The sequence below is a fragment of the Streptomyces sp. NBC_00096 genome (genome assembly GCF_045041305.1).
Lineage (GTDB): Bacteria > Actinomycetota > Actinomycetes > Streptomycetales > Streptomycetaceae > Streptomyces.
The window spans coordinates 2,903,611-2,930,254 of record NZ_CP108221.1; the positions used below are offsets into that span (position 1 = coordinate 2,903,611).

Consider the following 26,644-nt stretch of genomic DNA (forward strand, 5'->3'; position numbering starts at 1 on the left):
TGCCGAGCCGGGCACCGCGGCCGGGAACGTAGACTTGGCCTCGCCTTACCAGACAGTGAAATTTGGTGACATGTCAGCCCCCGTCTCCGCGGCCCCGGTCTCCGCGGCCCCCGCCGTCCTCCGGCGCGCCCTGACGACCCGTCGCATCGCGTGGACGGCGGCCGGCCTCGCCGCGCTGCTGTGCGCGGTGCTCCTCAGTCTCGCCGTCGGCGCCCGCGCCGTCCCTCCCGGAGAGGTCTTCGACGCGCTCTTCCGGGGCGCGACCGGGCCGAACGCCGAGGTCGTCCGCACGCTCCGCGTACCGCGAACCCTCATAGCCCTGATGGTCGGCGCGGGCCTCGCCCTCGCCGGCACCGCGCTCCAGGGCATCACCCGCAACCCGATCGCCGACCCCGGCATCCTCGGCATCAGCCAGGGAGCCGGGGTCGCGGTCGTCTGCGCCATCGCCTTCGCGGGGGTGCACACGCTGAGCGGATACGTGTGGTTCGCATTCGCGGGCGCCGGCCTCGCCTCGGTCGCCGTGTACGCAGTCGCGTCCGGCGGGCGCGGCGGCGCCACCCCGGTCAAACTGGCGCTGGCCGGGGCCGCGATCAACGCCCTGCTGGTGTCGGTCACCATGGGCGTCCTGACGACGAAGGCCTCGGCGCTGGACGAGTTCCGCTTCTGGCAGGTCGGCTCGATCGCCGGACGGGACCTCGGCGTCGTCCACCAGGTCTGGCCGTTCCTGCTGGTGGGGGCGGTACTGGTGGTGTCGGTGGCCCGCGGCCTGGACGCGCTGGCGCTGGGCGAGGACCTCGCGAAGGGACTCGGGCAGAACGTCGCGGCCGTACGGATCGGCGGCGGACTCGGAGCCACCGTCCTCACGGGCGCCGGAGTCGCGGCGGCCGGGCCGATCGCCTTCATCGGACTGGCCGTACCGCACATCGCGCGGGCCGTCGTCGGCGGCGACCACCGGTGGGTCCTGCCGATGGCCGCCCTGATCGGGCCGGTGATGCTGCTCGTCGCCGATGTCATCGGACGGGTGGTGGTGCCGCCCGGCGAGGTCCCGGCCGGGGTCATGACCGCGCTGATCGGGGTGCCGTTCCTGGTCGCGCTGGTCCGCCGCAAGGCGGTGGCGGCATGAGCACCGTCCCCGCCGGCCACGCCGTCGTCCGCCCCTTCTCGGGCCGGGGCTCGTTCCTGCTGCACCGCCGGGCGGCGGCCGTGGCACTCTGCCTGGCCCTCGTCCTGGCGGCGGCGTGCGTGGCGTACCTCTGCGTCGGCGAGTCCTTCGTGGCCCCCGCCGAGGTGGTGAAGGTACTGCTCGGGCAGGACTCCCCCGACGAGCTGGTCGTCGGCACGCTGCGGCTGCCCCGGATGACGGTGGGTCTGCTGGTCGGCCTCGCCTTCGGGGTGGCCGGCGCGCTGATCCAGACCGTCGCCCGCAACCCGCTCGCCTCCCCCGACATCATCGGCATCAGCCAGGGCGCGAGCGCCGTCACGGTGGCGGCGCTGACCTTCGGCGTGACCTCGTACGCGGTCCTGCCGTACCTCTCGGTGCTCGGCGGGGTGGTCGCGGCCGCGCTCGTGTACGTCTTCGCGTGGCGGGGCGGCCTGCACGCGACGCGGTTCGTCCTCATCGGGATCGGCTTCGCCATCGCCCTGCGGTCGGTGACGACGCTGCTGATGACCAAGGGCGACTACCTGGTGGCGCAGCAGGCGCAGATCTGGATGACCGGGTCGCTCAACGGGCGGGGCTGGGACGTGGCGACCCCCCTCGCCTGGGTCCTGCTGGCGCTGCTCCCCGGGGTCCTGTGGGCGGGCCGCGCCCAGCGCACGGTCTCCCTCGACGACGACACGGCGACGGCGCTGGGCGTCCGGCTGGGCCGGGTCCGGCTCGGCCTGGTGGCCCTCGGCGTGGTCCTGGCCTCGGTGGCCACGGGCGCGGCCGGGCCGGTGGACTTCGTGGCGCTGCTGGCCCCGCAGGTCGCCCGCCGGATGACGCGCACGGCCCAGATCCCGCTGCTGTGCTCCGCCCTGACGGGTGCGGTGATCGTCGTCCTGGGCGACCTCCTCGCCCGCAGGCTCCTCTCCCCGACCGAACTCCCGGTGGGCGTGCTGACGGCCGCCGTCGGAGCCCCGTACCTGATCTGGCTGATCATGCGCAGCCGCACTGGAGGCAAGCCGTGAGCCGTCTTTCGGCGGAGGCCCTGACCCTCGCGTACGAGGACCGGGTGGTCGTGGAAGACCTGGACCTGTCCGTCCCGGACGGCAAGGTGACCGTGATCGTCGGCCCGAACGCGTGCGGCAAGTCCACGACGCTGCGGGCCCTGGGACGGCTGCTGCGGCCGCGGTCGGGGTCGGTGCTCCTGGACGGCGAGGCCCTCGCCACGCTCCCCACCCGGCGGATCGCCCAGGCCGTCGGGCTGCTCCCGCAGTCCCCGTCGGCGCCGGAGGCGATCACGGTCGCGGACCTGGTGGCGCGGGGGCGCCAGCCGCACCAGCGCTGGTGGCAGCAGTGGTCGGAGGCGGACGAGCGGGCGGTCGTCGACGCGATGGCCCGTACGTCGGTCTCGGAGCTGGCGGACCGTCCGGTGGACGCGCTCTCGGGCGGGCAGCGCCAGCGGGTCTGGATCGCGATGGCCCTCGCCCAGGACACGGACATCCTGCTCCTGGACGAGCCGACCACCTTCCTGGACATCGCCCACCAGGTGGAGGTGCTGGACCTGGTCCGGCGCCTGAACCACGACCGGGGGCGGACGGTGGTGGCGGTCCTGCACGACCTGAACCAGGCGGCGCGGTACGCGGATCACCTCGTGGCGATGAAGGCCGGCCGCGTGGTGGCCGAGGGGCCCCCGTCGGTGGTCATCACGACCGGCCTGGTCCGCGAGGTCTTCGGCCTCGACTCGATCGTCATCCCCGACCCGGTGACGGGCTCCCCCCTGATCGTCCCGTCGGCCCCCTGGCAGCCGACGCCCTGACCCTGCGGGTGCACGGCCCTGCGGGGCTCTCCCCTCCCCGCCCTTCGCCCGTTCCCCTGGCTCTGCCCGGACCCGGTCCTCAAACGCCGGACGGGCTGAAGGTCCCTGGGGCTCCGCCCCAGACCCCGCGCCTCAAACGCCGGCGGGGCTGGATTATCCAGCCCCGCCGGCGTTTGAGGCGCGGGTCCGGGCCGGCCCGGGGAACGGGGGAAGGGCGGGTCGGGGACAGCCCCGCAGGGCCGTGCACCCGCCTACCGGGCGGCCCGGCGGGAGCGCCAGAAGAGGTACGCCGCCGAGGCGATCGCGGCCGCCCGCGCGAGCCAGGGCAGCATGTCGTGGAAGACCCCACCGAGCCCCTCGTCCGTCAGCGGAGCACCCCAGCGCCCGTTGAGCCGCCCCCACAGCCACACCACCGCCCCCGCGAACACCGCCCCCGGCAGCCCGAAGACCACCCACTTGCGCTCCGCGGGCCCCAGCACCCGCGAGGCGTACGCGAGCAGCCAGCCCGCCGCGAGCAGCAGCCAGTACCCGGAGACGGCGCCCGCGACCAGCGCGACCGCCGCGAGCAGCAGGAACCCGTGCGGCCTGGGCCTGGCGGCCGCCGCAGCCGCCGCGGGCTCCGCAGCCTTCGCGGCCTCCGCCTTCGCCCGGCGCCGCTCCCGCAGGTACCCCACGAGCGTGGGCCGCTCGGCCGGTTCCTCCGAAGCGGGCCCAGCCGACCCAGCCGACCCAGTCGGCCCAACAGGCCCAGCCGGCTCCCGCCCCCGCCCCGGCGGCTTCAGCAGCTCCGGGATCTCGATCCCACCCGCGAACCCCTCCACCGCCGACTCCGGCGCCACCCGCCACCAGTCGGGCTCCATCCGCTCGCCCGCGCCCAGTTCGTCGAGCCCCGCGAGGTGCGGCGGCGCGGCCCCCCGCTGCGCAGGCACCACGGCGGGACCCGGGGTCGGACCCGGACCCGGACCCGGCCCAGGGTCCGGTCGCGGGCCCGCCGGCAGCGTGTCCAGGACCTCCTCCGGCGTGCCGATCCGCTCCAGGATGCGGCGTACCGCCGCCGGCGTCTCCGGTTCGTACTTCGCCCGCCGCCTGTCGATCTCGTCCCGCAGCCCCGACACCAGCCGCATCCGGTCCCCGGACGACAGCTGCCTGCGCTGCGCCAAGTCCCCGACCCGGCTCAGATATTCGTAGACCAGATGGTCGCTCTCGATCCCCACGCCCCGGCTCCTCCCGTACCACCTGAGGCGAAGGTAGCGCGTGCGCCCGTGGAGCGGCCGGGGGCGCAGCGGATACCGTTGACCGGATGGGGACCGGCCGACTGACCGGCCGACGCGACCAGGAGGCGACGACCGTGCCTGACCCGAGCACCGCGGGAAGCGCTCCGCGCTCCCTCGCCGAAGCGCTGCGCGCCCGTGACGACCATGGGCTCGCCGCTCTGCTGCGCGCCCGTCCGGACCTGCTGAGCCCGGTCCCCGGCGACGTGACGCAGCTGGCGACGCGGGCCGGTACCCGGGCCTCGGTGGTGCGCGCGCTGGACCGCCTCGACCGGTTCGCCCTGCAGAGCGCCGAGGCCCTCGCGGTGGCCCCGGAGCCCTGCCCGTACGCCGTGCTGGAGTCGCTGCTCAGCGGCGACACCGGGACCACCTCCGGCGAGGACAACGGCGCCCGCGCCGAACTCCCCCGGGCCCTGGCCACCCTGCGCGAGCAGGCCCTCGTATGGGGCGACGACGAGCGGCTGCGCCTGGTGCGCACCGCCCGCGAACTGCTCGCCCCCTCCCCGACCCGGCCCTCCCCCACCGGCCTCGGCCCGACCGTCGCCGAGGCCACCGCCGGCATGTCGCCGACCCGGATCCAGGAGATCGTGGCGGCCGTCGGGCTGCCCGCCACGCACGACCCGGTCTCCGCGGTGGGCGCGCTGACGGGCCTGTTCACCGACCCGGTCCGGATGTCGGCGCTGCTCGACGAGGCCCCGGCGGAGGCCCATCAGGTGCTGGGCCGGCTCGTGTGGGGCCCCCCGTACGGGGAGGTGACGCCGAATCCGACGCCTCCGGTGCGCTGGCTGCGCGACCGGGGTCTGCTGCTCCCCGCGTCCGCGCGGACGGTACTGCTGCCCCGCGAGGTGGCGCTGTACCTGCGCGGCGGGCTCGCGCACCGGGTGACGAAGCCGCTGGCCCCGGCCGTGCCCGCGCACCGCGAGCACCGTCCACAGCTTGTGGACGCGAACGCGGCCGGCCAGGCGCTGGCAGCGCTCTCGACGGTCGAGGAGCTGGTGAAGTCCTGGGAGCACACCGGCCCGGCCGTGCTCCGGGCGGGCGGGCTCTCCGTGCGGGACCTGAAGCGGACGGCGGCCTCGCTGGACACCAACGAGCCCTCGGCGGCGTTCTGGATCGAACTGTCCTACGCGGCGGGCCTGCTCGCCAGCGACGGCGAGGCCGACGAACGCTACGCCCCGACCCCCGCCTTCGACGGCTGGTGCGAACTTCCGCCCGCCGAGCGCTGGTCGGTGCTGGCGGCGGCCTGGCTGACCGCCACCCGGACCGCGGGCCTGGTCGGCGAACAGGACGCGAAGGGCCGTACGCTCTCGGCGCTCGGCCCCGAGCTGGACCGTTCCGCCGCTCCCGAGGTGCGCCGCCGCATCCTGCGCCTGCTCGCCGGCCTGCCCGAGGGCGGCGCACCGGACCCCGCCGCGGTCCTCGCCCGCCTCGCGTGGGAGCGCCCGGTGCGCGGTACGAGCGAACTGCGCGCCCGCCTCGCGCAGTGGACGTTCACCGAGGCGGAGGTCCTCGGAGTCACCGGCCGGGGCGCGCTCGCCGCGCACGGCCGGGCCCTGCTGGAGGGCCGCGACCCGGCCCCGCTGCTCGCGCCGTTGCTGCCCGAGCCCGTGGACCACGTACTGCTCCAGGCCGATCTGACGGCGGTGGCCCCGGGGCCGCTGCGCCGGCCGCTCACCGACGTGCTGGCGGTCCTCGCCGACGTGGAGTCCAAGGGTGGGGCCACGGTGTACCGCTTCACACCGGGGTCGGTCCGGCGCGCCCTGGACGCCGGGCACACCGCCGTCGACCTGCAGTCCTTCCTCACCGAGCACAGCCGCACCCCGGTGCCGCAGCCGCTGTCGTACCTCATCGACGACGTGGCCCGGCGGCACGGGCACCTGCGGGTCGGCGCGGCCTCCTCGTACGTGCGCTGCGACGACGACGGCATGCTGAACGAGATCCTGGCCGACAAGCGCTCGGCGGGCCTGGGCCTGCGCCGCCTCGCGCCCACGGTCCTGGCGGCGCAGGCCGAACCGACCGTACTGCTCGACGGGTTGCGGGCCATGGGGTACGCCCCGGCCGCGGAATCCCGTACGGGGGACGTCCTGGTGGCTCGCGCCGACGCCCACCGCACCCCGGCGCGCTCGGCGCCCGTCCCGGTCCCGGACGGGCCGCCGGTGCCGGACGCGACGCTGCTGGGGGCGGCCGTACGGGCCATCCGCGCGGGCGACCTGGCGGCGACGGCGGTCCGCAAGGAACCGTCCGCCCCGTCCGCCGGCGTCCCGGGCGAACTGCCCCGCACGAGCGCGGCGGAGACCCTGGCGACGGTGCAGGCGGCCGCGCTGACCGGGTCGGCGGTGTGGATCGGCTACGTCAACGCCGAGGGCGCGGCGAGCCAGCGGGTCATCGCCCCGGTGCGGGTGGAGGGGGGCTTCGTCACCGGGTACGACCACACCGCGGACGAGGTGAAGACGTTCGCGCTGCACCGGATCACGGGGGTCGCGGAACTGGCGGAGGACCAGGTGTAGTCCCGGGGCAGCGGCCCGGACCGAAACAGGTCGAGATGATTCCGTTATCGCAGGTCAGAAGGGGTAACGGGCTCTCCTGGCCTGTTGCACAGCGGTGACAATCCGACGATGGATCGGAGATCTGATCTGTGTGAGGATCAGCGCATCGCAGCAGTGACCGGGGGGAAATCGAACCGGACCGCCGGCGAGACCCGCACCACCGGCCCGGCGTCCCGACGCCCGGCACCTCGCTCGTCCTCTGATCCCCTGCTCGGCCTCTCGTCTTCGCATCTTCTCGCCTTCTTCTCGTCTTCTTCGCGTCTTCGCGTCTTCTCGCTCTGCCTCGCATCTCCTTGCTCTGCCTCTCGGCCCTCTCGGCCGCCGCTGCCGTCTTTTCCTGTTGATTCCCGGGGGAGTCCACCATGTCCGCGATCTCCGCGATCTCCGCGATCTCCGCGCCGTCCGCGCCGTCCGCTCGCGCCGCCACCCGCCGCGCCGCCACCCGCCGCGCCGCCACCCGCCGCACCGTGCGCGCCGCCTCTGCCGCCGCGGTCGTCGCCGCAGTCGCCGGCACCGCCCTGCTGCCGGTGGCGGCCGCCGCCGCCGAGGGCAACGGGAAGCCGCTGAAGATCACGCTGAGCGCTCCGGCGCCGAGCGGCCCGCTGACCCGGGGCGGGGCGACCGAGACGTTCGAGCTGACGGCCGCCAACACGACGGACACGCCCGCCGATTACAACCCGTGGCTGCTCCTGAACCCCGCCGGCGCCAGCCCGCTCCAGCAGAGCGACGTCACGTACAAGGTCGAGGCGGTGGACGCTCCGGCGACCGCGTTCAACATCGGCCACCAGGACGGCGGGTGGCAGGGCATGTTCTACCCGGCCGCCACGCCGTACGACCCCTTCAAGATCCCCGCCCACGCCAAGCTGACCTGGAAGGTCACGATCGGCCTCGGCAAGAGCTACCCCACGGTCAACGGCGACTTCACGCTGAACGCGGCGAGCCTGAACGACGACCTCGTGGACGGTGGCGCCTCCCTGACGTTCAAGACGAGCCCGGCCACCAAGCCCGGGACGCTCACGGACTCGTTCGGGCCGGCCGCCCCCTGCGCGACCAACGGCGCCGCCGACTGCCGGGTGCTGACCCTGCGCTACAAGGCCACCGGTGAGGGAGAGTTCAACACCGGCCTCGCCACCCTCCTCGAGCTGGACGGAACCGGGCTGGACAAGGCCGACCTCCAGGCGCGCGTCGAGGTCGACGGCCAGTGGAAGGAACTGAAGGGCGACCACGGCCGCTTCAGCCTGCCGGTGATCCCGAAGGGCTTCGGCGCCGCCTCCGGCGAGCGCGTCACGCGGGTACAGGTCAAGCTCGGCCCGAAGGCGGAGCTCACGCAGCTCACCACGGTCAAGGCCACCGCCAGCACCGGCCTGTCCGAGGGCAACTCCTACCCCTTCCTCTTCACCGAGCAGCAGTTCCCGCTCGGCCCGGCCGGCCCGGCGCCCACCTCGCCCGCGCCGACCAGCCCCGCGCCCACCACCCCGGCCCCGACCACCCCGGCCACCCCGACCGGCTCCGCGAACACCACCCCGGCCGCCACGGCGACCCCTTCGACGGGCAACACCCCCGCCCCGGCCGGTTCCCTCGCGCACACCGGTTCCGACTCCCGCACCGGCCTGTACACCGGCCTGGCCGGCGTCCTCATCGCCCTCGGCGGCGCGGCCGCCTGGCTCGGCGCCCGCCGCCGCACCGCCCGCGGCTGACCACCGGGTCACCACACACACCGCACGAAGGCGCGGGGCCCGGCACACTAAGTGCCGGGCCCCGCGCCTTCGCCATCACGATCGCCATCCCGGCTCACCTGGCCGCGTAGTCGATCCGGTCCGCCGGGAAGGGCCACACCTCGGCGAGCCAGCGCATGACGGTGCCGTACAAGACCTTGTCGAGCGGGGCGCGGTCCGCACGCACCCAGGAACTGACGTGCACCCGCTCCGGGTCGGCCTTGGCGGGATAAATGTAAAGGCACCCAACAACGTCACTCAGGCCCCCGCCCTCGCCCTCACCCTCCAGGACGCTGTACGTGAAACCGCGCCGCTCGGCGAAGTCCTTCGCGTGGCGCACCAGATCGGCGAGGTTCGACTCGACGGGCATCCCCTCCGACGGCGGCCAGTCCCCCAGGAAGCCGGGGGTCGCCCGCACCCAGTCGATGCTCCCGCTCCAGGCGGCGAGGTCCCGCTCGTTGTGCTCCGGCCCCAGGGGCTCCAGCCGAAACCCCTCCCCCACGAGCCCGACGGGCACCTCGAACACATCCGGCCCCGGCACGAACCCCTGCTGATCAGTACTCATACACCGACCCTACGCACCCCTTTCCGCGACGCGCAGCACGACGGAAATTCCCACAACACCCGGCCCCTGAGCCGCCCCTGAGCCGGGCCGCGCCTCGCCCGTCCGAGCCTGGCCTGCCCGGCCCCCTGTCGGGCCGGGCCGTGCCCTGCCGGGCCAATCCCCCCCTGGCCGTGCCTCACTGAGCCTGCCCTAGCCGGGCCGGGCCAAGCGGGTCCTGGCCCGGCTTACCCGAGCCTTGCCTGCTCTGACCTGCTCTGCTCTGCCCTGGCCTGGCACCTGGCAGGGCAGGGCCCCTGTCAGGGCAGGGCAGGGCCCCTGTCAGGCCGGGCCGTGCCCTGCCAGGCCAGTCCTCCCCTGGCCATGTCTCACCGGGCCTGCCCTAGCCGGGCCGGGCCGAGCGGGTCCTGGCCCGGCTTACCCGAGCCTGCCCTGGCCGAGCCTGGCCTGCCCTGGCCGGGCCGGTCCCCTGTCGGGCCGGGCCGGGCCCTGCCCGAGCCTGCCGTGCCCTGCCAAGGCCAGTCCTTGCCCGGCCGTGCCTCACTGGGCCTGCCCGAGCCCGCCCTGGCCGAGCCGGGCCGGTCCCCGCCGGGTGGCTCCTCGCCCGGCCGGGCCGGGCCGGGCCGGGCCGGGCCAGGGCAGGGCAGGGCAGGGCAGGCCTGCTCCGGTGGGGCCTGGCATGATCCACGGGTGATCAACGCAGCCAGCGCTCCCGTGCCGCCGCCCGGCCGGTACGTTCTGTTCGACGTCGACGGCACCCTCGTCGACGCCGTCGCCAACCAGCGCCGGGTCTGGGCGACCTGGGCCGCGCGGTACGGACTGGACCCGGACGCGGTCCACGCGGTGGCCCTGCGGACCCGCCCGATGGAGACCTTCGCGGCCGTCGCTCCGGACCAGGACCCGCACGCGTGCCTGGCCGCGCTGCACGAGCTGGAGGACGAGGACGTCCGGTCCGGTGTCTACGGGGCGTTCGACGGCGCGGCCGAGCTGCTCACCGCCCTGCCCCCGGGCAGTTGGGGACTGGTGACCTCCAACTACGGGCACCGGGTGCGCGGCCGCTTCGACCGGACAGGCCTGCCCGTCCCACCGGTGCTCGTGGACGCCGCCTCCGTCCCCGAGGGCAAGCCCTCCCCCGTCCCGTACCTGCGGGGCGCGGCTCTCCTGGGCGCCGCCGCCGAGGACTGCCTGGTCATCGAGGACGCCCCCGCGGGCGTCCGGTCGGGCCTCCGGGCCGGGATGACCGTCTGGACCGTCAACGGCCCGGCCCCGACGGAAGGCGCCCACCGCCACTTCCCGACGCTGCGCGAGGCCGCCCCGGAGATCCTCGCCTTCGCCACCGTCCGACCCTGACCCCGCCGGGACGCCCCAAGGCCCGGCTCCCCCGAGCAGTCCGAGGCCCGGAGCCCCAGTCCCTGCAAGATCCGACGCCCGGGGCCGACTCCCCACACACCCCGCGGTCCAGCGCCAACTCCCCCGCACGACCCAGGGCCCAGCACCGACTCCCCCGCACGACCCAGGGCCTGAGAGCCGACTGCTCCGCACAATCCGGGCCCGGGGCCAGCCCTCCCGCGCCACCCGGGGGCCCGGGGGCCTGCTACTCCACACGTTCCAGGGCCCGGAGCCCACATCCCCGCACGCCCCGGAACCCAGAGGCCGACTGCTCCGCACGATCCGGAGCCCGAGGGCCGACGGCTCCGCACCACCCGGAGCCCGGAACCCACTCCCCCGCACCCCCCGGGGGCCAGCTGCTCCACACGGTCCGGGTCCCGCATCCCCACACGCCCCGGGGCCCAGAGGCCGACTCCTCCACACAATCCGGGCCCGGAGCCCACTCCCCCGCACCACCCGGGCCCGGGGGCCAGGGGCCAGGGGGCCAGGGGCCCGGGGGCCAGGGGCCAGGGGGCCAGGGGCCAGGGGGCCAGGGGCCAGGGGGCCAGGGGCCAGGGGGCCAGGGGGCCGAGTGCTCGGCACAAGCCGGCCCGGGACGGCTCCCCCACACCACCCGGGCCCGGGGGCCCACTGCTCCGCACGATCCCGGGGCCCGGGGACCGCATCCCCCACGCAACCCGGGGCCCGGAGCCCAAATCCCCCGCGCCACCCGGGCCCCCGGCCCGCTCCGTACGCCGCCAGGGGTGCGGTCCCGGCACAGAACCACCCCGCCCGCGGAGCGATACGGCAGACTGGAGGTTTGGCCGCCCGCGTCCGGGCGGTCCTCCCGCGCCGAAAGGGACGTGCGTGAACGGGCCCCTCATCGTCCATGCGATCAAGCCTGATGCACATACTTAGCACGCAGGAGGTAACAGCGGAAAGCCCCGCCCGTCTGTCCCTGCTCGCCGTCGCCGGACGGGGCCGCTCACGGGGGGGCTATTCGATGCGGGTGACCAGGGCAACGTCCTCGTACTTCCTCGCGAACGTGGGGTGCCCGGTCCGTCCGGTGTGGGACATGCACGCGACATCCACGGCCGCCACATCGGCTGACGGAAGGGCGGACCACCCGCAGTCAGCGGCGAGACACTGAGCCGAGACCGTGACTTCGCCCTCCGGATGGCTCACGATCCGATGCCGGACGAACCGCAGCACCGTACTCATCGGCCACCGCCGCACGGCACATCGGCCCACACGGTCTTGCCCACGTCCCGCCGGTCCACTCCCCACGCGGTGGCCAGCGACGCCACGAGCCGCATTCCATGACCGCCCTCTCCGTCACCGGCCGGCCGCGCACAGGGCTGACGATCTCCACGCGCGTCGGACACGGCCACACGCACCGCCTCGGGCATACAGGTCAGTCGCACCTCGAACTGTCGCCCCCTGACGTTCCCGTGCCGGACGGCGTTCGACGCAAGTTCCGCAACCACCAGGGCAACGGCATCGGCTTCTCCGTCTCCCCCAAGGCGCCCCGAGTCGGCCAGTTCGACGGTCGCGAAGTGTCTGGCCAACCGGGCGCCTCTCGCGGTTGCGGTGAACCGCCGGACGAAGGTGGGCAGCCCGGTCGAGTCCGCCTCTTGCTGCATGGTCACGGTCATGCCGCCTCCCCTTCACGGTCGTCGTGTTGGGGACGCTAGAAGTCGGCCCGTCCGGGATGCCACGAACTTGCATCACCTTGCACGTCAATTCACTTGGCCTGTTGGGTCATTGACACCCAACCAACAGTTCAGAGATGGTCGTGCAAGCCCGAGCAAGCACCTAGACCAGGGAGCCCGCCATGGCCGTAGAGTTCGTCGGAATCGACCCGAACACAGACCGGGACCACTGCCCCACCGTGTGGGCCGACACCGACGCCCAGGAGATCCTGTTGCAAGGCTGGAAGCCGAGCCAGGAGACTCAGGCGGACTGCGAGGCGAGCAGCCCCGCGAACGGCCCGGTTCCCGATACCGAAGCCATCGTCAGGATTCCCGCTCGGATGATTCCGCTGATCAGGGAGGCGTGCGATGCCGTCGAGCGTGCCCAGCTTCGCTGAGCTGCTTGGCCGATGCCACCGGTCCGCCGTCCACTTGGAGCTGCGTGATTCCTACGCGCCGACGGACCGATTCGCAGCATGGCAGCGCGGCGAGCGGATCGAGTGGGACGACCGTGATTCCTGGTGGCACCCGTACGACCAGTTGATCTCGGACACCGTGGCCCGGGGTGTGGCGATTCGCAGAGCGCGCGTCGTTTCCGAGCCCGTTTCGGAGTACATCCGGTGGGAGCACTACGTCACCCGCGCCAACGTCACGGCAGGCGAGGACGTCCGGTGGCTCCCTCGGCGCCGCGCCACGGACATCCCCCTCCCCGGGAATGACTTCTGGCTCTTCGACGGGACGTTGCTCCGCGTGCACCACTTCTCCGGCGACGGTGCCGTGGTGGAGGACGAGATCACCGACGACCCGAAGACCGTGAAGCTCTGCTCCAGCGCCTTCCAGGAGGTCTGGGAGCGCGCCGTCCCGCATCACCTGTACGAGATCTGACGAAGGCCGGCTCCTTGCCCCCACACCCCTCTTCCAGCGTCCAGAAGGCCCGCGAGAACCTGGCGGGCCGTCTGCGCGACATCCGGATGGACGCGGGGATCAGCGGGCGGGAGCTGGCCGTCCGGTGTGGCTGGTCGGAGTCAAAGTCCTCGCGCATCGAGAACGCCAGGACACCGCCCTCCGACACGGACATCAAGGCGTGGTGCCGGGCCTGCGAAGCCGCTGATCAGGCTGCCGACTTGATCGCGGCGAACCGGCAGTCCGCAGACGCACGCGTCCAATGGAGGCGCCTCCAGCGAACCGGTCTGCGCCGCCTCCAGGAGTCCACCGGAGACCTGTACCAGCAGACCCGCGCGTTTCACGTCTACGTCTCCGACGTGATCCCGGGGTTCCTCCAGACACCCGGGTACGCCGCCGCACTGCTCTCCTCCATCGCGACCTTCCGGGGCACCCCGGACGACGTGGCCGAGGCAGTAGCGGCACGGATGAGGCGCAATGCGGTGGTCGGCAGCGGGGCGCACCGGTTCTCATTCGTCCTGGAGGAGTCGGTGTTGCGATACCGGCAGTGCAGCGCGGAGACCATGGCGGCGCAGCTCGGTCACCTACTGGGGGTCATGGATCTTCCGAACGTCGCCGTCGGCATCGTGCCCTTCTCTCAGCGCCGGACCGTGTGGCCCATGCCGACGTTCACGATCTTCGACGGGACCAGAGTGCACGCGGACACCCTCGATGCGGCTTCCACCCTCACCCAGCCCAGCCAGGTCGAGCTGTACGCCCGAGCGTTCGAAGGTCTTTCGCAGGGAGCCGCCCGGGGAGCTGCGGCCCGTTCCCTGGTGGCGACAGCGCTCGCATCCCTGGGCTGACGACGACATCAGCGCCGGAGTGATGCGCCGGCTGAGATCCGAGCGGCACCGAAACTCGTACAGGCTCGGGAGTGCCATTACGTTCCGGTCCCTGATCTCCCCGTTAAGAGGGTCCTCCCCACCCCCTAACGAGGTCGTTCTCACCCCGCCATACAGGCGTTAGCGCAGGTCATAGCCCCATGGAAGTAGGGAAACGGGCTTACACCCAGCGCGCGCATCCCGAGCTTGGGCCGGGATCGCCGAACGGTCCTTCCCCTGAACTTTGGGAACACCCTCCCCGGCGCCGAACAGCAGAAGGACCGCCCACCACAGCGGGTGGACGGTCCCTCGGCACGGTGCGGGCTACTCGCCGTCGCTCAGCGCCCGGTACAGCGTCGCGCGGGACACTCCAAGTGCCTTGGCAATGGCCGTGACGCTCTCACCCTTTCGCTTCCGGGCCTTGGCCGCAGCGAGCTTGTCAGCGTCCATCACCGCCGGGCGACCCCCCACGCGCCCCTGAGCCCTGGCAGCGTCCAGACCCGCGCGCGTCCGGTCCTTGATCAGACTCCGCTCGAACTCCGCCATGGCGCCCACCACCTGAAGCATGAGCCGACCGTCCGGGGTGTTGGGGTCGATGCTCGCCAGCGCACCAGTCAGCACCTTGAAGCCGATACCGCGCGCGGCAAGAGCGTCCACCATGTTCACCAGGTCGATCAGCGAGCGAGCGAACCGGTCCAGCTTCCACACGCACAGCGTGTCCCCCGGGCGCACGTAGTCGAGAACGACGGCAAGCTCCGGGCGGTCCGTGTTCTTGCCGCTCGCCTTGTCCGTGAAGACCCGGGTGCAACCCGCTGCGGCAAGCGCGTCGTGCTGGAGCTGAGCCTCCTGGTCATCCGTGCTGACCCGTGCGTAACCGATGAGGTGCCCCGTGTTCGTGTCCATGACCCAATCGTCTCAGAACTCGTCTCACAACACCATGGGTTTCCGCCAGGTTTTGAGACGGGTTTTGAACGCCAATCCAGGGCCCTGGTGGCGTCAGCGCGACCGTCTCATAAACCATCGTTTGATAGACGCTGCATCAACCGTCACGCAGCGTAACAGCCCACCCGCCGAAACACCTTGATGCACCATCAGAAGAAATTTCCTCCCTGCCGCTCAGAACCGAGAGGGTCGGGGGGGTCCCCCTGGGGGTGTGACGATGTGGCCGTACGCTCTCACTCCACTGAGACGCGCAGCGGCGACCACTCGTCCATCAGCTGATCCTTCTTGGACGAGTTGCACAGCACGCAGACCACGCGCATGTTGGCCACCTGCGACAGGCCACCCCGCGATATTGGCCTCACGTGATCAATCACCCCACCCTCGGGCAGCGGAGCCGCACAGTGAAAGCACCCCGCATCCCCGTGAGCAGCACGCACCTTGCGCTGAAGCGTCGCCCGACGCGCCATAGTGCGCTGCACCTTCTGGCATGAACGGCACACCCCGTCACGGAACTTGAGTACCACGGGCGTTCCGCAGCGCCGGCAGGGGACCGGATCGGGTTTGGTCCGGGTCCTCTTGCGGATGTATTCGGCGGCCCGACTGCACGCGTCCGAGCAGTACAGGCGGGCAGGACCCCGAGACACGCCTACCAGATTCGAGCACTTCGGCCCCCGACACGGCCTACGCCCCTCTGCCTCCCTTCGCGCCTCCGCCTCCTTCTTGGGGTCGGCACGTCGCGACTCCTCCACTTCGTCGGCGCACCGCTCGCAGTACCGCGCCCACGCCTCACGGCTATGGGGTTGAGCGCAGCGATAGCACCGTGGGGGACCCACGGCAGCACGCACCGCTTCACGCGCCCTGCGAGCGGCCGTCTGCAACCGCGCCGACTCCACACACAACGGCGCGCCGCACGTGGCACGGGCATCACGGGGGCGCTCCCCAAGACACTCCGAGCACGTCGCGCGCGTCTCCTCCAGCGCCGACACAGCCCCACCCCTCGTCATTTTTGTTGATCATGGAAGCCCCTGGGCGCCCCTCCACAGCCCAGTAGCCGCAAGGGTCAGCACCGATAGCGGCACAGGCAGCAAAGAAGCAAAGGAGGCGCACATGAACCACACCCCGGCGACGTCAGTTCGTCATCCCCCCGACGGAAACGTCACCGAATCCGGACGCCCCGACTGTATGCATGCGGGCTGACACCCTCCATCGCATTCCTGAGAGCACCACGTGACCCCACGAACGCCGAGCGGCCCGCCACCGGGATTCCCCCAGCAACGGGCCGCGAAAGACGCTCAGACGGGCTCAGAACAGTTCGATATCCCGAGCCACAGCGCGCTGTATCACCGCTTCGACGTCCTTACCGTCAGCATCCGCGCGCCGGATCTCGCCGTCCACGCCGAAGTGGACCGCCAGGCGTGACGTATCGAGCCTCGGGCCGCCCTTACGGGACATGCCGACTTCGACGTAAGCCCCCGCGTTCAGCAACAGGTCACGCTTCCCCGCCGTGTCGGCACCGTTCCAGAGCTGTGCGTGCGTCTGGCCCGTGGGAATCTCTTCGATGCCTGCGGGCTTGGCGTGGCGCTGCTTCTCGTTCAGCGACTCAAGCCGCTCCTCCAACTTCGAGTACTGCGCTGCGTACCTCTGCGAACCTTCCTCACCCTTGAACAGGCCCCGGTCGTACCGGTCTTTCTCAAGCTCCTCCAGCGCTTCCCGGGCCTGTCGCACCTGCGGACGGAAGTCCTCACCCACGTGCTCCACCATGCGCACGACAGCGAGCCCGCCGAACGCCGTGAGGAACCTGTCCGTGACGTACTGCTCCATGCCCTCACCGGCAATGCTCACGCCGTAGCAGCCATTCTCCACACCGGACTGCCGCGCCTTCAACCGGCCGATGCAGCGGTACCGGGTCCGCCCCTTGGCGATGTACGTGTACATCCGGTTCTGACACACCGCGCAGTAGACGATCCCGCGCAGCAGCGACGTACCCTCACGGCGCCGGTCACCGGGGTTCGCCCGCCGGCTCAACTCGTCCTGCAACGCCTGCCAGGTGTCCATGTCCAGGATAGGCGTGCGGTTGACCAGCGGGAGGCCGTCCGTCATGAGGATCGGCTTGCCGTCCTCGATCACCTGCCCCAGCAACTGGGGGTTGGTCAGCAGACTGCGCAGCGAGGACGTGTACCACTGCTTCGAATCGCTGCGCTTGCCCGTGGTCTGGCGGGACGAGTGGCCGGGCGATGGCTTGTCCGACGCGGTGAGGTCCGATGCGATCTTCAGGAGGGAGTCCTTGTTGAGCACACGTTCCACGATCCCGTGAATCGTCTCGGCTTCCTCAGGGTTGATCTCCAGCACCTTCCCCGCCCCGTCGGGGTTCGGCACCACCCGGTAGCCGTACGGCACCCTGCCGCCCGTGTAGCGCCCTTCCCGGCGCAGGTGCTCATGGGCGCTGGAGACGCGCATGCCGATGGTGTCCGACTCCAGTTCCGCGAAGACCGCGATCACCTTCGCCATGGCACGCCCCATGGACGACGTGAGGTCCAGCGGTTCGCTTGCCGACGCCAACGCCACGCTCGCGCTCTGAGTGATCTTCATGATCTCGGCGAAGTCCACCGTGGACCGGGCCAGTCGGTCGATCTTGAAGAACACGATCACGTCGAACTCGGCGAGACGAGAGAGGACCCGTTGCAGCCCCGGACGGTCCAGCCCACGGGAATATCCGGACACGTCGATGTCTTCTTCTACTGCGACGACGTTCCAACCTCTGGCCTGGCACAACGCCTCACAGGCAGCCCGCTGACGTTCGGGCGATGTAGACTCTTCAGTTTCGCGTGAAAGTCGTACGTAGATGGCAGCGCGCATTCCCGGCGCACTTGCCGAGACGCCCTTAGAGCGTCGGGCACGGGGCAACGCCCGAGCCATGGCGGGTGTGCTGTCTGTCACGGGATGATCCTAACCTCGGAGGTATGCGTGTCCTGCCTAATCGTCCAGAGCGACAAGACACTCCTCCTGGAGATCGACCACGAGCTCTCCGCAGCCGCGCGCCGCGCCATCGCACCCTTCGCCGAGCTGGAGCGCGCCCCCGAGCACATCCACACGTACCGCATCACCCCCCTCGGCCTGTGGAACGCCCGCGCGGCCGGCCACGACGCCGAGCAGGTCGTGGACGCGCTCGTGGAGTTCTCCCGCTACCCCGTCCCGCACGCGCTGCTCGTCGACGTCGCCGAGACCATGGCCCGCTACGGCCGTCTCACCCTCTCCAAGCACCCCGTCCATGGACTGGTCCTGACCAGCACCGACCGGCCGGTGCTGGAGGAGATCCTGCGGTCCAAGCGGATCGCCCCCCTCGTCGGCGCCCGGCTCGACGCCGACACCGTCGCCGTGCACCCCTCCGAGCGCGGGCAGATCAAGCAGACGCTGCTCAAGCTGGGCTGGCCGGCCGAGGACCTCGCCGGGTACGTCGACGGCGAGGCGCACCCCATCGAGCTGGACGAGACCGGCTGGGCCCTGCGCCCCTACCAGCAGCAGGCCGTGGAGGGCTTCTGGCACGGCGGCTCCGGCGTGGTCGTCCTGCCCTGCGGCGCCGGCAAGACGCTGGTCGGCGCCGGCGCGATGGCCAAGGCGAAGGCGACGACGCTGATCCTGGTCACGAACACCGTCTCCGCCCGCCAGTGGAAGCACGAGCTGATCAAGCGGACCTCGCTGACGGAGGAGGAGATCGGCGAGTACTCCGGCACGCGCAAGGAGATCCGGCCCGTCACGATCGCCACGTACCAGGTCCTGACGACGAAGCGGAAGGGCATCTACCCGCACCTCGAGCTCTTCGACTCCCGGGACTGGGGCCTGATCCTCTACGACGAGGTCCACCTGCTGCCCGCGCCGGTCTTCAAGTTCACCGCCGACCTCCAGGCGCGCCGCCGCCTCGGCCTGACCGCGACGCTGGTGCGCGAGGACGGTCGGGAGTCGGACGTCTTCTCCCTCATCGGGCCCAAGCGGTTCGACGCCCCGTGGAAGGAGATCGAGGCGCAGGGCTACATCGCGCCGGCGGACTGCGTCGAGGTCCGCGTGAACCTCACCGATTCGGAGCGGCTCGCGTACGCCACCGCCGAGACGGAGGAGAAGTACCGCTTCTGCGCGACCACCGCCACCAAGCGGAAGGTCACCGAGGCGCTGGTACGCAAGCACGCGGGCGAGCAGACCCTGGTCATCGGGCAGTACATCGACCAGCTCGACGAGCTCGGCGAGCACCTCGACGCGCCCGTCATCAAGGGCGAGACCTCCAACGCGCAGCGCGAGAAGCTCTTCAACGCCTTCCGCGAGGGCGAGATCAGCGTGCTCGTCGTCTCGAAGGTCGCGAACTTCTCCATCGACCTGCCCGAGGCCACGGTCGCCATCCAGGTGTCCGGCACCTTCGGCTCCCGCCAGGAGGAGGCCCAGCGCCTGGGCCGCGTCCTGCGTCCGAAGGCGGACGGCCACGAGGCGCGCTTCTACTCGGTCGTCGCCCGCGACACCATCGACCAGGACTTCGCGGCACACCGCCAACGCTTCCTGGCCGAACAGGGCTACGCCTACCGGATCATGGACGCGGACGAACTCCTGTCCAACGACTGACCCCGCACCCACCGACCACCCCCGACCGATCAGCGGCCTGCTGCCCGTCCACCTACTCCCCGACCCGCTGCCGCCCGGCGGCCCGGCACCGGATGCGCGGCGGGCCGATGCCGGGCTCCTACGGCGGCAGCCTGGTGCGCAGCCTCCTGCCGCCCGGCGGTCTAGCGCCCGGCAGCCCGGTGCCAGGCACCCTGCCGGTCGGTGGCCCGGGGCCCGGCAGCCGGATGCCTGGCCTCCGGCCGGCGGTCGGTGGTCCTCGCCCCGGCGGGTGGGCGGCCGCGGCGCAGGGCGGTGGCGAGCAGGGCCGTGAGCAGGGGGACGGCCCACACCCAGAGGTGGGGCCAGTCCAGGAGGAGCGAGCGGCCCCCCGAGGACGGATGCCGGGACCAGAACTCGGCGGAGGCCCCCGGGAGGACCAGCAGCCCGAGCAGGCCGGTGCCCGCGAAGGCGGCCAGTGCGGTCAGGCCGGCCCGGACCCGGCCGGTCAGCAGCAGGTACGGGATCAGGAGCGCCGGCGTCAGGGTGATCCCGGCGGCCGTGCCCAGGACGAAGCCCTTGCCGAGGGCGGCGTGCGGCCGGAGCAGGTCCCACAGGACGGGGCAGGCGAGGGCCAGGCTGATCTGGCCGGTCAGCGGGGTCCGGAACAGCAGCGGCTCCAGCCACAGCCCGGCGACGGTCGCGGCCAGGACGGCGCCCGGTCTGGCCCGCAGACCCGCCAGCCGGCAGGACAACAGGACCAGCAGGGCGAAGAGGCCGGCGTTGCCCAGAACCAGTACGGCCTTCAGCACGCCGACCGGCAGCCAGGCGGCAGGGGTGAACAGGATCGCCGCGAAGGGCGGGTACGCGGTTGGCGGACGCCACTCGGCGGCGGAGAAGCCGTGGACGAGGGCATCTGCCATCGGAATGCGCGGGGCGATGCGGAGCACGCCGAGCGCGAGCAGCAGTCCCGCGAGCAGCACACCGGCACGGGGCGACGGCGAGCGGCTGGTGTCGGGGCTCCGGTTCACGGCGCGACCCTAGTGGATCAGTCGGCCGGGACGTCGTCCTGAACGCCAGCCGAGACGCCAACCCAGCACACCGGCCGGGACGTCGACCGGAACGACGGCCGGAACGTCAGCCGGAACGTCAGCCGGGCATGGGCTGAGACGGTGCCCAGGGCACGGAGCCGGGACGGTGGCCGGGACGCGAAGCCGGGACATCAGCCCAAACGGTGACCAGGACACGAAGCCGGAACATCGGCCCACGCGGTGACCAGGACACGGAACCGGAACATCGACCCAGACGGCAGCCGGGACCGGGACGGTGGCCGTGGCCGGGACGGTGACCGTGGCCGTGGCCGTGGCCGTGGCCGTGGCCGTGGGCATTGGCCCAGACGGCAGTCCGGACGGCGGTCCGGGTGTCAGCGGCGTATGACGCCCGCGTCCTCTGCGTACTCGCCGAGGACGACGACGCTCACCGCGGCGGCCGCGAAGACCTTGGCGGCGCGCAGTACGTTGCCGACGCCGTGGCGGGGGCGGGAGTCGGAAAGGGCGGTGGCGCGGCTCGGGCGGCCAACCTGGACCGGGGTGAAGGTTGCGGTGCTCATGTATCCATGGTGCGTTTTCGTCCGGTCCCTCACATCGCCCTGGGGATTGCACCTCCAGCTCTCCCACCTACGACTCACGACCCATGCCTCCCCCCACGGGCTCTGCCCAAAGGAGGACCCGACCCGAACGACACCCGTACGGGGGTGCCTCCGCGAAGGACTTTCGACCCGCCGTCCACCGCGTGATCCGCCACGTGATCCGCCACGTGATCCGCCGCCTGATCCACCGCGTAATCCGTTAGCGCACCGCCGCCCCGGTGACTAGAATCTCCGCTCTTGCCGCCTCCCGCCGCGTCACCGGGAGAGCCGCCCGCCGGACGGAAACCGGCGGGGTCCTTCCCGCATCACGCAGCCACCCAGCAGCTGGAGGCAGTTCCGTGCCCGCGCACGCCCACGTCACCGACCCCGCCACCGCCGCCACCACCCCCGACGCAGCCGCCACCGACCCCCTGGGCCGGGAGCGCGCCCACCTCGCCGCCTCCCGCTCCGCGCTCCGCGCGATGCGCGAGGACGTGGAGGCCCTGGACATCCGCGACGTCACCGCGAACTGGGTCAACGCGATCGTCCTCCAGGCCCAGATCGACGACCGGATCAAGGCCCTCGCCGACCTCTCCCACACCCCGCTCTTCTTCGGCCGCCTCAACTACCTGCACGCGCCGGGCGCGGAGCTCGCCGAGGGCGCGGAGGGCGAGCAGTTCTACATCGGCCGCCGCCACGTCCACGACGCCGACGGCGACCCGATGGTGATCGACTGGCGCGCGCCCGTGTCCCAGCCCTTCTACCGGGCCTCCAAGAACGACCCGCAGGACATCGCGCTGCGCCGCCGCTTCGGTTACACGGGCGGCGAACTGACCGCGTACGAGGACGAGCACCTCTCCGACCCCGCCGAGGCGGCGGCCGTCAGCAAGCTGCTCCAGCAGGAGATCGAGCGTCCGCGCGTGGGCCCCATGCGCGACATCGTCGCGACGATCCAGCCCGAGCAGGACGAGATCGTCCGCTCCGGCCTGTCCGGCTCCGTCTGCGTGCAGGGCGGCCCCGGCACCGGCAAGACGGCGGTCGGCCTGCACCGTGTCGCGTACCTCCTCTACGCGCACCGCGACCGCCTGGCCCGCACCGGCACCCTGGTCATCGGGCCGAACCGTTCCTTCCTGCACTACATCGAGCAGGTCCTGCCCGCCCTGGGCGAGTTGGAGGTGAAGCAGGCCACGGTCGACGACCTGGTGGCCCGCGCGGACCTGGAGGTACGCGGTGCGGACGCCGCCGAAACCGCCGTCGTCAAGGGCGACGCCCGGATGGCGCAGGTGCTGCGCCGCTCCGTCCACTCCCACGTCAGCGAGCCCGTAGAACCGCTGATGGTGGTCCGCGGATCGCGGCGCTGGCGGGTGCCGGCGTACGAGCTCGCGGAGATCGTCGCCGAGCTCCAGAACCGCGACATCCGCTACGGCGCCGCCCGCGACGCCCTCCCGCAGCGGATCGCGCACGCAGTCCTCGTACGGATGGAGCAGGCGGGCGAGGCGCCCGACGACCGGGTCCAGGACGCGGTGGCGCGCAATCCCGCCGTGAAGGCCGTGGTCAAGGCGGTGTGGCCGCTGGTGGAGCCGGCCAGGCTGGTGCTGCGCCTGCTCTCCGACCCGGAGTTCCTCGCGGAGCACGCGGAGGGGATCCTGACGGCCGAGGAGCAGGAGCTGCTGCTGTGGCGGAAGCCCTTCCGGAGCGTGAAGTCGGCGAAGTGGTCGGCGGCGGACCTGGTCCTGATCGACGAGGCGACCGACCTGGTGGAGCGCACGCACTCGCTCGGCCACGTCGTCCTCGACGAGGCGCAGGACCTGTCGCCGATGCAGTACCGGGCGGTCGGGCGGCGCTGCACGACCGGCTCGGCGACGGTCCTCGGCGACCTCGCGCAGGGCACGACCCCGTGGGCGACGCGCAGCTGGGACGAGGCGCTGGGGCACCTGGGCAAGCCGGGGGCGGTACTGGAGGAACTGACGGCGGGCTTCCGCGTGCCGCGCGAGGTGATCGCCTACGCCTCCCGCCTGCTGCCGGCCATCTCGCCGGGGCTGGCGCCGGTCTCCTCGGTGCGTGAGACTCCGGGGTCGCTGGTGGTCTCGGCGGTCTCGGATCCGACGGCGGCGGCCGTGGAGGCGTGCCGGGTCTCGCTCGCGCACGAGGGCTCGATCGGGCTGATCGCGGCGGATGCGCGGATCGCGGAGCTGGGGGAGGCGCTGGTGGCGGCGGGGCTGCCGTATCTGGCTCCCGGTGAGGAGACCACGGCGGAGTCGCGGCTCACGCTGGTGCCGGCGTCCCTCGCCAAGGGTCTGGAGTACGACTACGTCGTCCTGGACGAGCCGGCGGCGGTGGTCGCGGGCGAGCCCGACGAACGGACGGGGCTCCGTCGCCTGTACGTCTGCCTCACCCGGGCCGTCTCGGGCCTGACCCTCCTCCACGCCACCCCCTTGCCGGCGGCCCTGGCCTGACCCCCGGCGGCGCACCGCCGCCCCCTCCCGGCCGGGGCCCCGCCGGGGCGCACTCCCCTGCGGGGCCCTCCCGGCCGGGGCGCGGCCGCGGGTGCACGGCCCTGCGGGGATGTCCCCGACCCGCCCTTCCGCCGTTCCCCGGGCTCCGCCCAGACCCGCTCCTCAAACGCCGGAGGGGCTGAAGGATCGCCTCAAACGCCGGCGGGGCTGGATTTGCCAGCCCCGCAGCGCCAGCCGGACCCCGGCGATCACATGCGGGCCGGCGTCGGGAACGTTCCGCCGCGGCCAGGGGGTGGTCAGGACAGGGCCGTGCGCCATTCGGTGACGGCGGATGCCGAGACGGGGTGGGTCCAGCCGGAGGGGCGGGCCGCGCTGCCGATGTGGAAGGCGTCGATGCCCGCGGCCCGCAGCACCGGCAGGTGCGCCAGCGTCAGCCCCCCGCCGACCAGGATCCGCGGCTCGTACCCCGGGGTCCCCGCCTTCGCCGCCTCCTCCAGCAGCACCGGCAGGCCCTCGTCGACGCCACCCGCCGCACCCGCCGTCAGGTACGTGTCGAGCCCCGCCAGGTCCGCGACGGCCTTGCGGAGCTGGTCCCGGTCCGCCGCGCGGTCGATCGCCCGGTGGAAGGTCCACCCGCAGCCGTCGAGCTCCGCCACGACGGCCTCGACGGCGGCCGTGTCGGGGCTGCCGTCCGGGTCCAGGAAGCCGAGGACGAACTCCTGCGCCCCCTCCGCGCGCAGCGCCCGCGCCTCCGCCACCAGCCGTTCCAGGTCCGCGGCGGAGCCCGCCGAGAAGCCGTCCGCCTTGCGGAGCATCACGCGCAGCGGGATGTCGACCGCCGCCCTGATCGCCGCGAAGGTCTCGCGCGGCGGGGTGAGCCCGTCGGCGGCCATGTCGGTGACCAGTTCGAGTCGGTCCGCCCCACCGGCCTGGGCCGCGACCGCGTCCTCCACGTCGAGGGCGATCACCTCCAGGAGCGCACGGTTGCTCATGTAATCCCATCCTTCGTCCCGTATGGAAAATAGGTCTAGTCCAATATCCAGAGTACGGGCCCCCGCCCACCCCCACCAGCACATCCACGCCACCACCACAATGTGCGCATGACTTCCGACGCGCACCGCGAGAAAAGCCTCCGCGCCCGCTGGCACGCCACCACCGCCGCCGCCGGAGCCGCCGCCGACCGCGACCCCGCCCCGTACGCCGACCGCCTCCTCACCGCCTGGGCGGAACCGCAGCGCAAGTACCACACCACCGCGCACCTGGCCGACGTACTCGCGCGGATCGACGTACTGGCAGAAGCGGCGGACGACCCCGCCGCCGTGGAGCTCGCCGCCGTGGAGCTCGCCGCCTGGTTCCACGACGCCGTCTACCGTCCCGACCGCTCCGAGAACGAGGAGCGCAGCGCCGTCCTCGCCGAGCGGGCCCTGCCCGAGCTCGGCATCGACGACGCCCGCACCGCCGAGGTGGCCCGGCTCGTCCGGCTCACCGTCACCCACGACCCCGCGCCCGGTGACACCAACGGCGAGGTGCTGTGCGACGCCGACCTGGCCGTCCTGGCGGGCGCCCCCGCCGCGTACGCCGCGTACGCCGCCGCCGTCCGCGCCGAGTACGGCTTCGTCCCCGACGAGGCCTTCCGCGCCGGCCGCGCCGCCGTCCTGCGCCAGCTGCTGGACCTGCCCCGCCTCTTCCGCACCCCGTACGGAGCCGCGCACTGGGAGGCCCCGGCCCGCGCGAACCTGGCCGCCGAGCTCGCGGAACTGAGCCCTCCGCAGAGCCGGGGGGAATGAGATCCCGCTCCCGCCAGTTGTCATGGTTCATGCCCGTAGCAGCCGAACGCACCCGTATGCCCGTTGCCGTCTACATCCTCGGCCTCTCCGTCTTCGCACTGGGAACCAGTGAGTTCATGCTCTCCGGGCTGCTCCCACCGATCGCCGAGGACATGGGGGTCACCATCCCCCAGGCCGGCCTGCTCATATCCGCCTTCGCGATCGGCATGGTGATAGGCGCTCCCCTCCTGGCCGTCGCCACGCTGCGGCTGCCCCGCCGCACCACCCTCGTCTCACTGATCAGCCTCTTCGGCCTCGGGCAGGCCGCGGGCGCGCTGGCCCCCTCCTACGAGCTGCTCTTCGCCTCCCGCATCGTCTCCGCGCTCGCCTGCGCCGGCTTCTGGGCGGTCGGCGCGGCCGTGGCCATCGCCATGGTCGAGCGGCACCAGCGGGCCCGCGCCATGGCGGTCATGATCGGCGGGCTCTCCATCGCCAACGTCCTCGGCGTCCCGGCCGGCGCCTTCCTCGGGGAGCACCTGGGCTGGCGCTCCGCGTTCTGGGCGGTCGGCGCGGCCTCCGCGATCGCGCTGGCCGGCATCCTCGCCCTGATCCCGAAGATCCCGCTGCCCGCCGAGAAGCCGACGCTCGGGCGCGAGCTGCGCATCTACCGCGACCGCCAGGTGTGGCTGTCGATCGGCGTCACCGCCCTCGCCGCGGGCGGCGTCTTCTGCGCCTTCAGCTACCTGTCCCCGCTGCTCACCGACGTGGCCGGGCTCGACTCCGGCTGGGTGCCGTGGATCCTGGGCCTCTTCGGGGTCGGCGCCCTGGTGGGCACCACGGCGGGCGGGCGGATCGCCGACGCGCACCTGTTCGGCGTGATGCTGTGGGGCATCACCGCTTCCACCGTCTTCCTGGTGGCCCTGGCCCTGCTGGCCTCCACCGCAGCGGCCGCGATCGCCCTCTCCTTCCTGATCGGCTTCTCGGCGTTCTTCACGGCCCCCGCGCTCAACGCCCGCATGTTCAACGTCGCGGGCGCCGCCCCGACCCTGGCCGGAGCGACGACCACGGCCGCGTTCAACCTCGGCAACACCGGCGGCCCCTGGCTCGGCGGCACCGTCCTCGACGCCGGCTACGGCTACTCCGCCACCGCCTGGGCGGGCGGCGCGATGACCGTCACCGCCATCGGGCTGGGTCTCGTGGCCCTGCGCCTGGACCGCCGAGGCCGCCCCACGGGGCCCGGCGCGTCCCGGTTGGTCACGGCCTCGGCGGGCACCCCGGCCACTCCCGTCACGATCGAGCAGCCCGCGAGCTGCTGACGCTGCCGGAACCCCGCATGCCGCACCACCCCGTCCGGGCCCTACGGTGAGCCGGTCCGGCGGGGGGCCGGGCGGGG

The 26,644-nt window shown here is 72.7% G+C and carries 22 protein-coding genes; 13 read left to right on the plus strand and 9 right to left on the minus strand.

Annotated features, from left to right (window positions below):
- Positions 1–70: 70 nt before the first annotated feature.
- The 3 genes from OG904_RS12510 to OG904_RS12520 are packed head-to-tail and all read left to right on the plus strand — an operon-like array spanning position 71 to position 2,960.
- On the plus strand, positions 71–1,123 hold the full coding sequence (locus OG904_RS12510; RefSeq protein WP_405490301.1) for a FecCD family ABC transporter permease: 1,053 nt from the start codon (positions 71–73) through the stop codon (positions 1,121–1,123).
- Entirely contained in the window at positions 1,120–2,169 is a 1,050-nt protein-coding gene (locus OG904_RS12515) for a FecCD family ABC transporter permease (RefSeq protein ID WP_405490303.1), read from the plus strand. Before OG904_RS12510 ends, OG904_RS12515 begins: the two co-directional genes overlap by 4 nt.
- Positions 2,166–2,960 carry an ABC transporter ATP-binding protein gene (locus tag OG904_RS12520; protein WP_405490305.1) on the plus strand — a complete coding sequence of 265 codons (795 nt, stop codon included), beginning with the start codon at positions 2,166–2,168 and terminating at the stop codon, positions 2,958–2,960. Before OG904_RS12515 ends, OG904_RS12520 begins: the two co-directional genes overlap by 4 nt.
- A 251-nt stretch (positions 2,961–3,211) precedes the next feature.
- On the opposite strand, the gene OG904_RS12525 is transcribed toward OG904_RS12520, so the two are convergent.
- A complete protein-coding gene (locus OG904_RS12525) occupies positions 3,212–4,174 on the minus strand; it encodes a hypothetical protein (RefSeq protein ID WP_405490307.1) in 963 nt (320 codons plus the stop codon).
- Positions 4,175–4,260: 86 nt separating this feature from the next.
- Here OG904_RS12525 and OG904_RS12530 point away from each other — a divergent pair, with 86 nt between their 5' ends.
- Together OG904_RS12530 and OG904_RS12535 are read left to right on the plus strand one after the other, a co-directional pair.
- Positions 4,261–6,738, plus strand: a complete 2,478-nt coding sequence (locus OG904_RS12530; RefSeq protein WP_405490309.1) for a helicase-associated domain-containing protein — start codon at positions 4,261–4,263, stop codon at positions 6,736–6,738.
- A gap of 401 nt (positions 6,739–7,139) precedes the next feature.
- Positions 7,140–8,474 (plus strand): hypothetical protein, encoded by a 1,335-nt coding sequence (locus OG904_RS12535; RefSeq protein ID WP_405490311.1) that lies wholly within the window; start codon positions 7,140–7,142, stop codon positions 8,472–8,474.
- Between the two features lie 94 nt (positions 8,475–8,568).
- Here OG904_RS12535 and OG904_RS12540 read toward each other — a convergent pair whose 3' ends face one another.
- Complete coding sequence (locus tag OG904_RS12540) at positions 8,569–9,057, minus strand: N-acetyltransferase (RefSeq protein ID WP_405490313.1); 489 nt, start codon at positions 9,055–9,057, stop codon at positions 8,569–8,571.
- A 687-nt stretch (positions 9,058–9,744) separates the two neighbouring features.
- Between OG904_RS12540 and OG904_RS12545 the strand changes: the two genes are divergently transcribed.
- On the plus strand, positions 9,745–10,404 hold the full coding sequence (locus OG904_RS12545) for an HAD-IA family hydrolase (RefSeq protein ID WP_405490315.1): 660 nt from the start codon (positions 9,745–9,747) through the stop codon (positions 10,402–10,404).
- Between the two features lie 1,235 nt (positions 10,405–11,639).
- On the opposite strand, the gene OG904_RS12550 is transcribed toward OG904_RS12545, so the two are convergent.
- Positions 11,640–12,077 (minus strand): ATP-binding protein, encoded by a 438-nt coding sequence (locus OG904_RS12550; RefSeq protein ID WP_405490317.1) that lies wholly within the window; start codon positions 12,075–12,077, stop codon positions 11,640–11,642.
- A 179-nt stretch (positions 12,078–12,256) separates the two neighbouring features.
- Here OG904_RS12550 and OG904_RS12555 point away from each other — a divergent pair, with 179 nt between their 5' ends.
- Genes OG904_RS12555 through OG904_RS12565 form a run of 3 tightly spaced genes read left to right on the plus strand, consistent with a single transcriptional unit; the run spans position 12,257 to position 13,861 of the window.
- Positions 12,257–12,511, plus strand: coding sequence for a hypothetical protein (locus tag OG904_RS12555; protein ID WP_405490319.1), 255 nt, complete (start codon positions 12,257–12,259; stop codon positions 12,509–12,511).
- Positions 12,483–12,998, plus strand: a complete 516-nt coding sequence (locus OG904_RS12560) for a DUF6879 family protein (RefSeq protein ID WP_405490321.1) — start codon at positions 12,483–12,485, stop codon at positions 12,996–12,998. The genes OG904_RS12555 and OG904_RS12560 overlap by 29 nt, the downstream gene beginning before the upstream one ends.
- Positions 12,999–13,012: 14 nt before the next feature.
- Positions 13,013–13,861, plus strand: a complete 849-nt coding sequence (locus OG904_RS12565; protein WP_405490323.1) for a helix-turn-helix domain-containing protein — start codon at positions 13,013–13,015, stop codon at positions 13,859–13,861.
- A 342-nt stretch (positions 13,862–14,203) separates the two neighbouring features.
- Here OG904_RS12565 and OG904_RS12570 read toward each other — a convergent pair whose 3' ends face one another.
- From OG904_RS12570 to OG904_RS12580, 3 genes are all read right to left on the minus strand, one after another.
- Positions 14,204–14,782, minus strand: a complete 579-nt coding sequence (locus tag OG904_RS12570) for a recombinase family protein (RefSeq protein WP_405490325.1) — start codon at positions 14,780–14,782, stop codon at positions 14,204–14,206.
- A 272-nt stretch (positions 14,783–15,054) separates the two neighbouring features.
- A complete protein-coding gene (locus OG904_RS12575; RefSeq protein ID WP_405490327.1) occupies positions 15,055–15,825 on the minus strand; it encodes an HNH endonuclease in 771 nt (256 codons plus the stop codon).
- A gap of 298 nt (positions 15,826–16,123) precedes the next feature.
- Entirely contained in the window at positions 16,124–17,737 is a 1,614-nt protein-coding gene (locus tag OG904_RS12580) for a recombinase family protein (protein WP_405497964.1), read from the minus strand.
- Between the two features lie 48 nt (positions 17,738–17,785).
- Here OG904_RS12580 and OG904_RS12585 point away from each other — a divergent pair, with 48 nt between their 5' ends.
- On the plus strand, positions 17,786–19,426 hold the full coding sequence (locus OG904_RS12585; protein ID WP_405490329.1) for a DNA repair helicase XPB: 1,641 nt from the start codon (positions 17,786–17,788) through the stop codon (positions 19,424–19,426).
- Between the two features lie 161 nt (positions 19,427–19,587).
- Here OG904_RS12585 and OG904_RS12590 read toward each other — a convergent pair whose 3' ends face one another.
- Together OG904_RS12590 and OG904_RS12595 are read right to left on the minus strand one after the other, a co-directional pair.
- Complete coding sequence (locus OG904_RS12590; RefSeq protein WP_405490331.1) at positions 19,588–20,433, minus strand: glycosyltransferase family 87 protein; 846 nt, start codon at positions 20,431–20,433, stop codon at positions 19,588–19,590.
- Positions 20,434–20,825: 392 nt separating this feature from the next.
- Entirely contained in the window at positions 20,826–21,011 is a 186-nt protein-coding gene (locus tag OG904_RS12595; protein ID WP_405490333.1) for a hypothetical protein, read from the minus strand.
- Between the two features lie 500 nt (positions 21,012–21,511).
- Between OG904_RS12595 and OG904_RS12600 the strand changes: the two genes are divergently transcribed.
- Entirely contained in the window at positions 21,512–23,485 is a 1,974-nt protein-coding gene (locus tag OG904_RS12600; protein ID WP_405497966.1) for a HelD family protein, read from the plus strand.
- Positions 23,486–23,781: 296 nt separating this feature from the next.
- Here OG904_RS12600 and OG904_RS12605 read toward each other — a convergent pair whose 3' ends face one another.
- Positions 23,782–24,477 (minus strand): copper homeostasis protein CutC, encoded by a 696-nt coding sequence (locus OG904_RS12605; RefSeq protein ID WP_405490335.1) that lies wholly within the window; start codon positions 24,475–24,477, stop codon positions 23,782–23,784.
- Positions 24,478–24,585: 108 nt separating this feature from the next.
- On the opposite strand from OG904_RS12605, the gene OG904_RS12610 reads away from it, so the two are divergent.
- Positions 24,586–25,272 carry a hypothetical protein gene (locus tag OG904_RS12610; RefSeq protein WP_405490337.1) on the plus strand — a complete coding sequence of 229 codons (687 nt, stop codon included), beginning with the start codon at positions 24,586–24,588 and terminating at the stop codon, positions 25,270–25,272.
- A gap of 56 nt (positions 25,273–25,328) precedes the next feature.
- Positions 25,329–26,567, plus strand: coding sequence for a Cmx/CmrA family chloramphenicol efflux MFS transporter (locus tag OG904_RS12615; protein ID WP_405497968.1), 1,239 nt, complete (start codon positions 25,329–25,331; stop codon positions 26,565–26,567).
- The last annotated feature ends 77 nt before the right edge of the window (positions 26,568–26,644 follow it).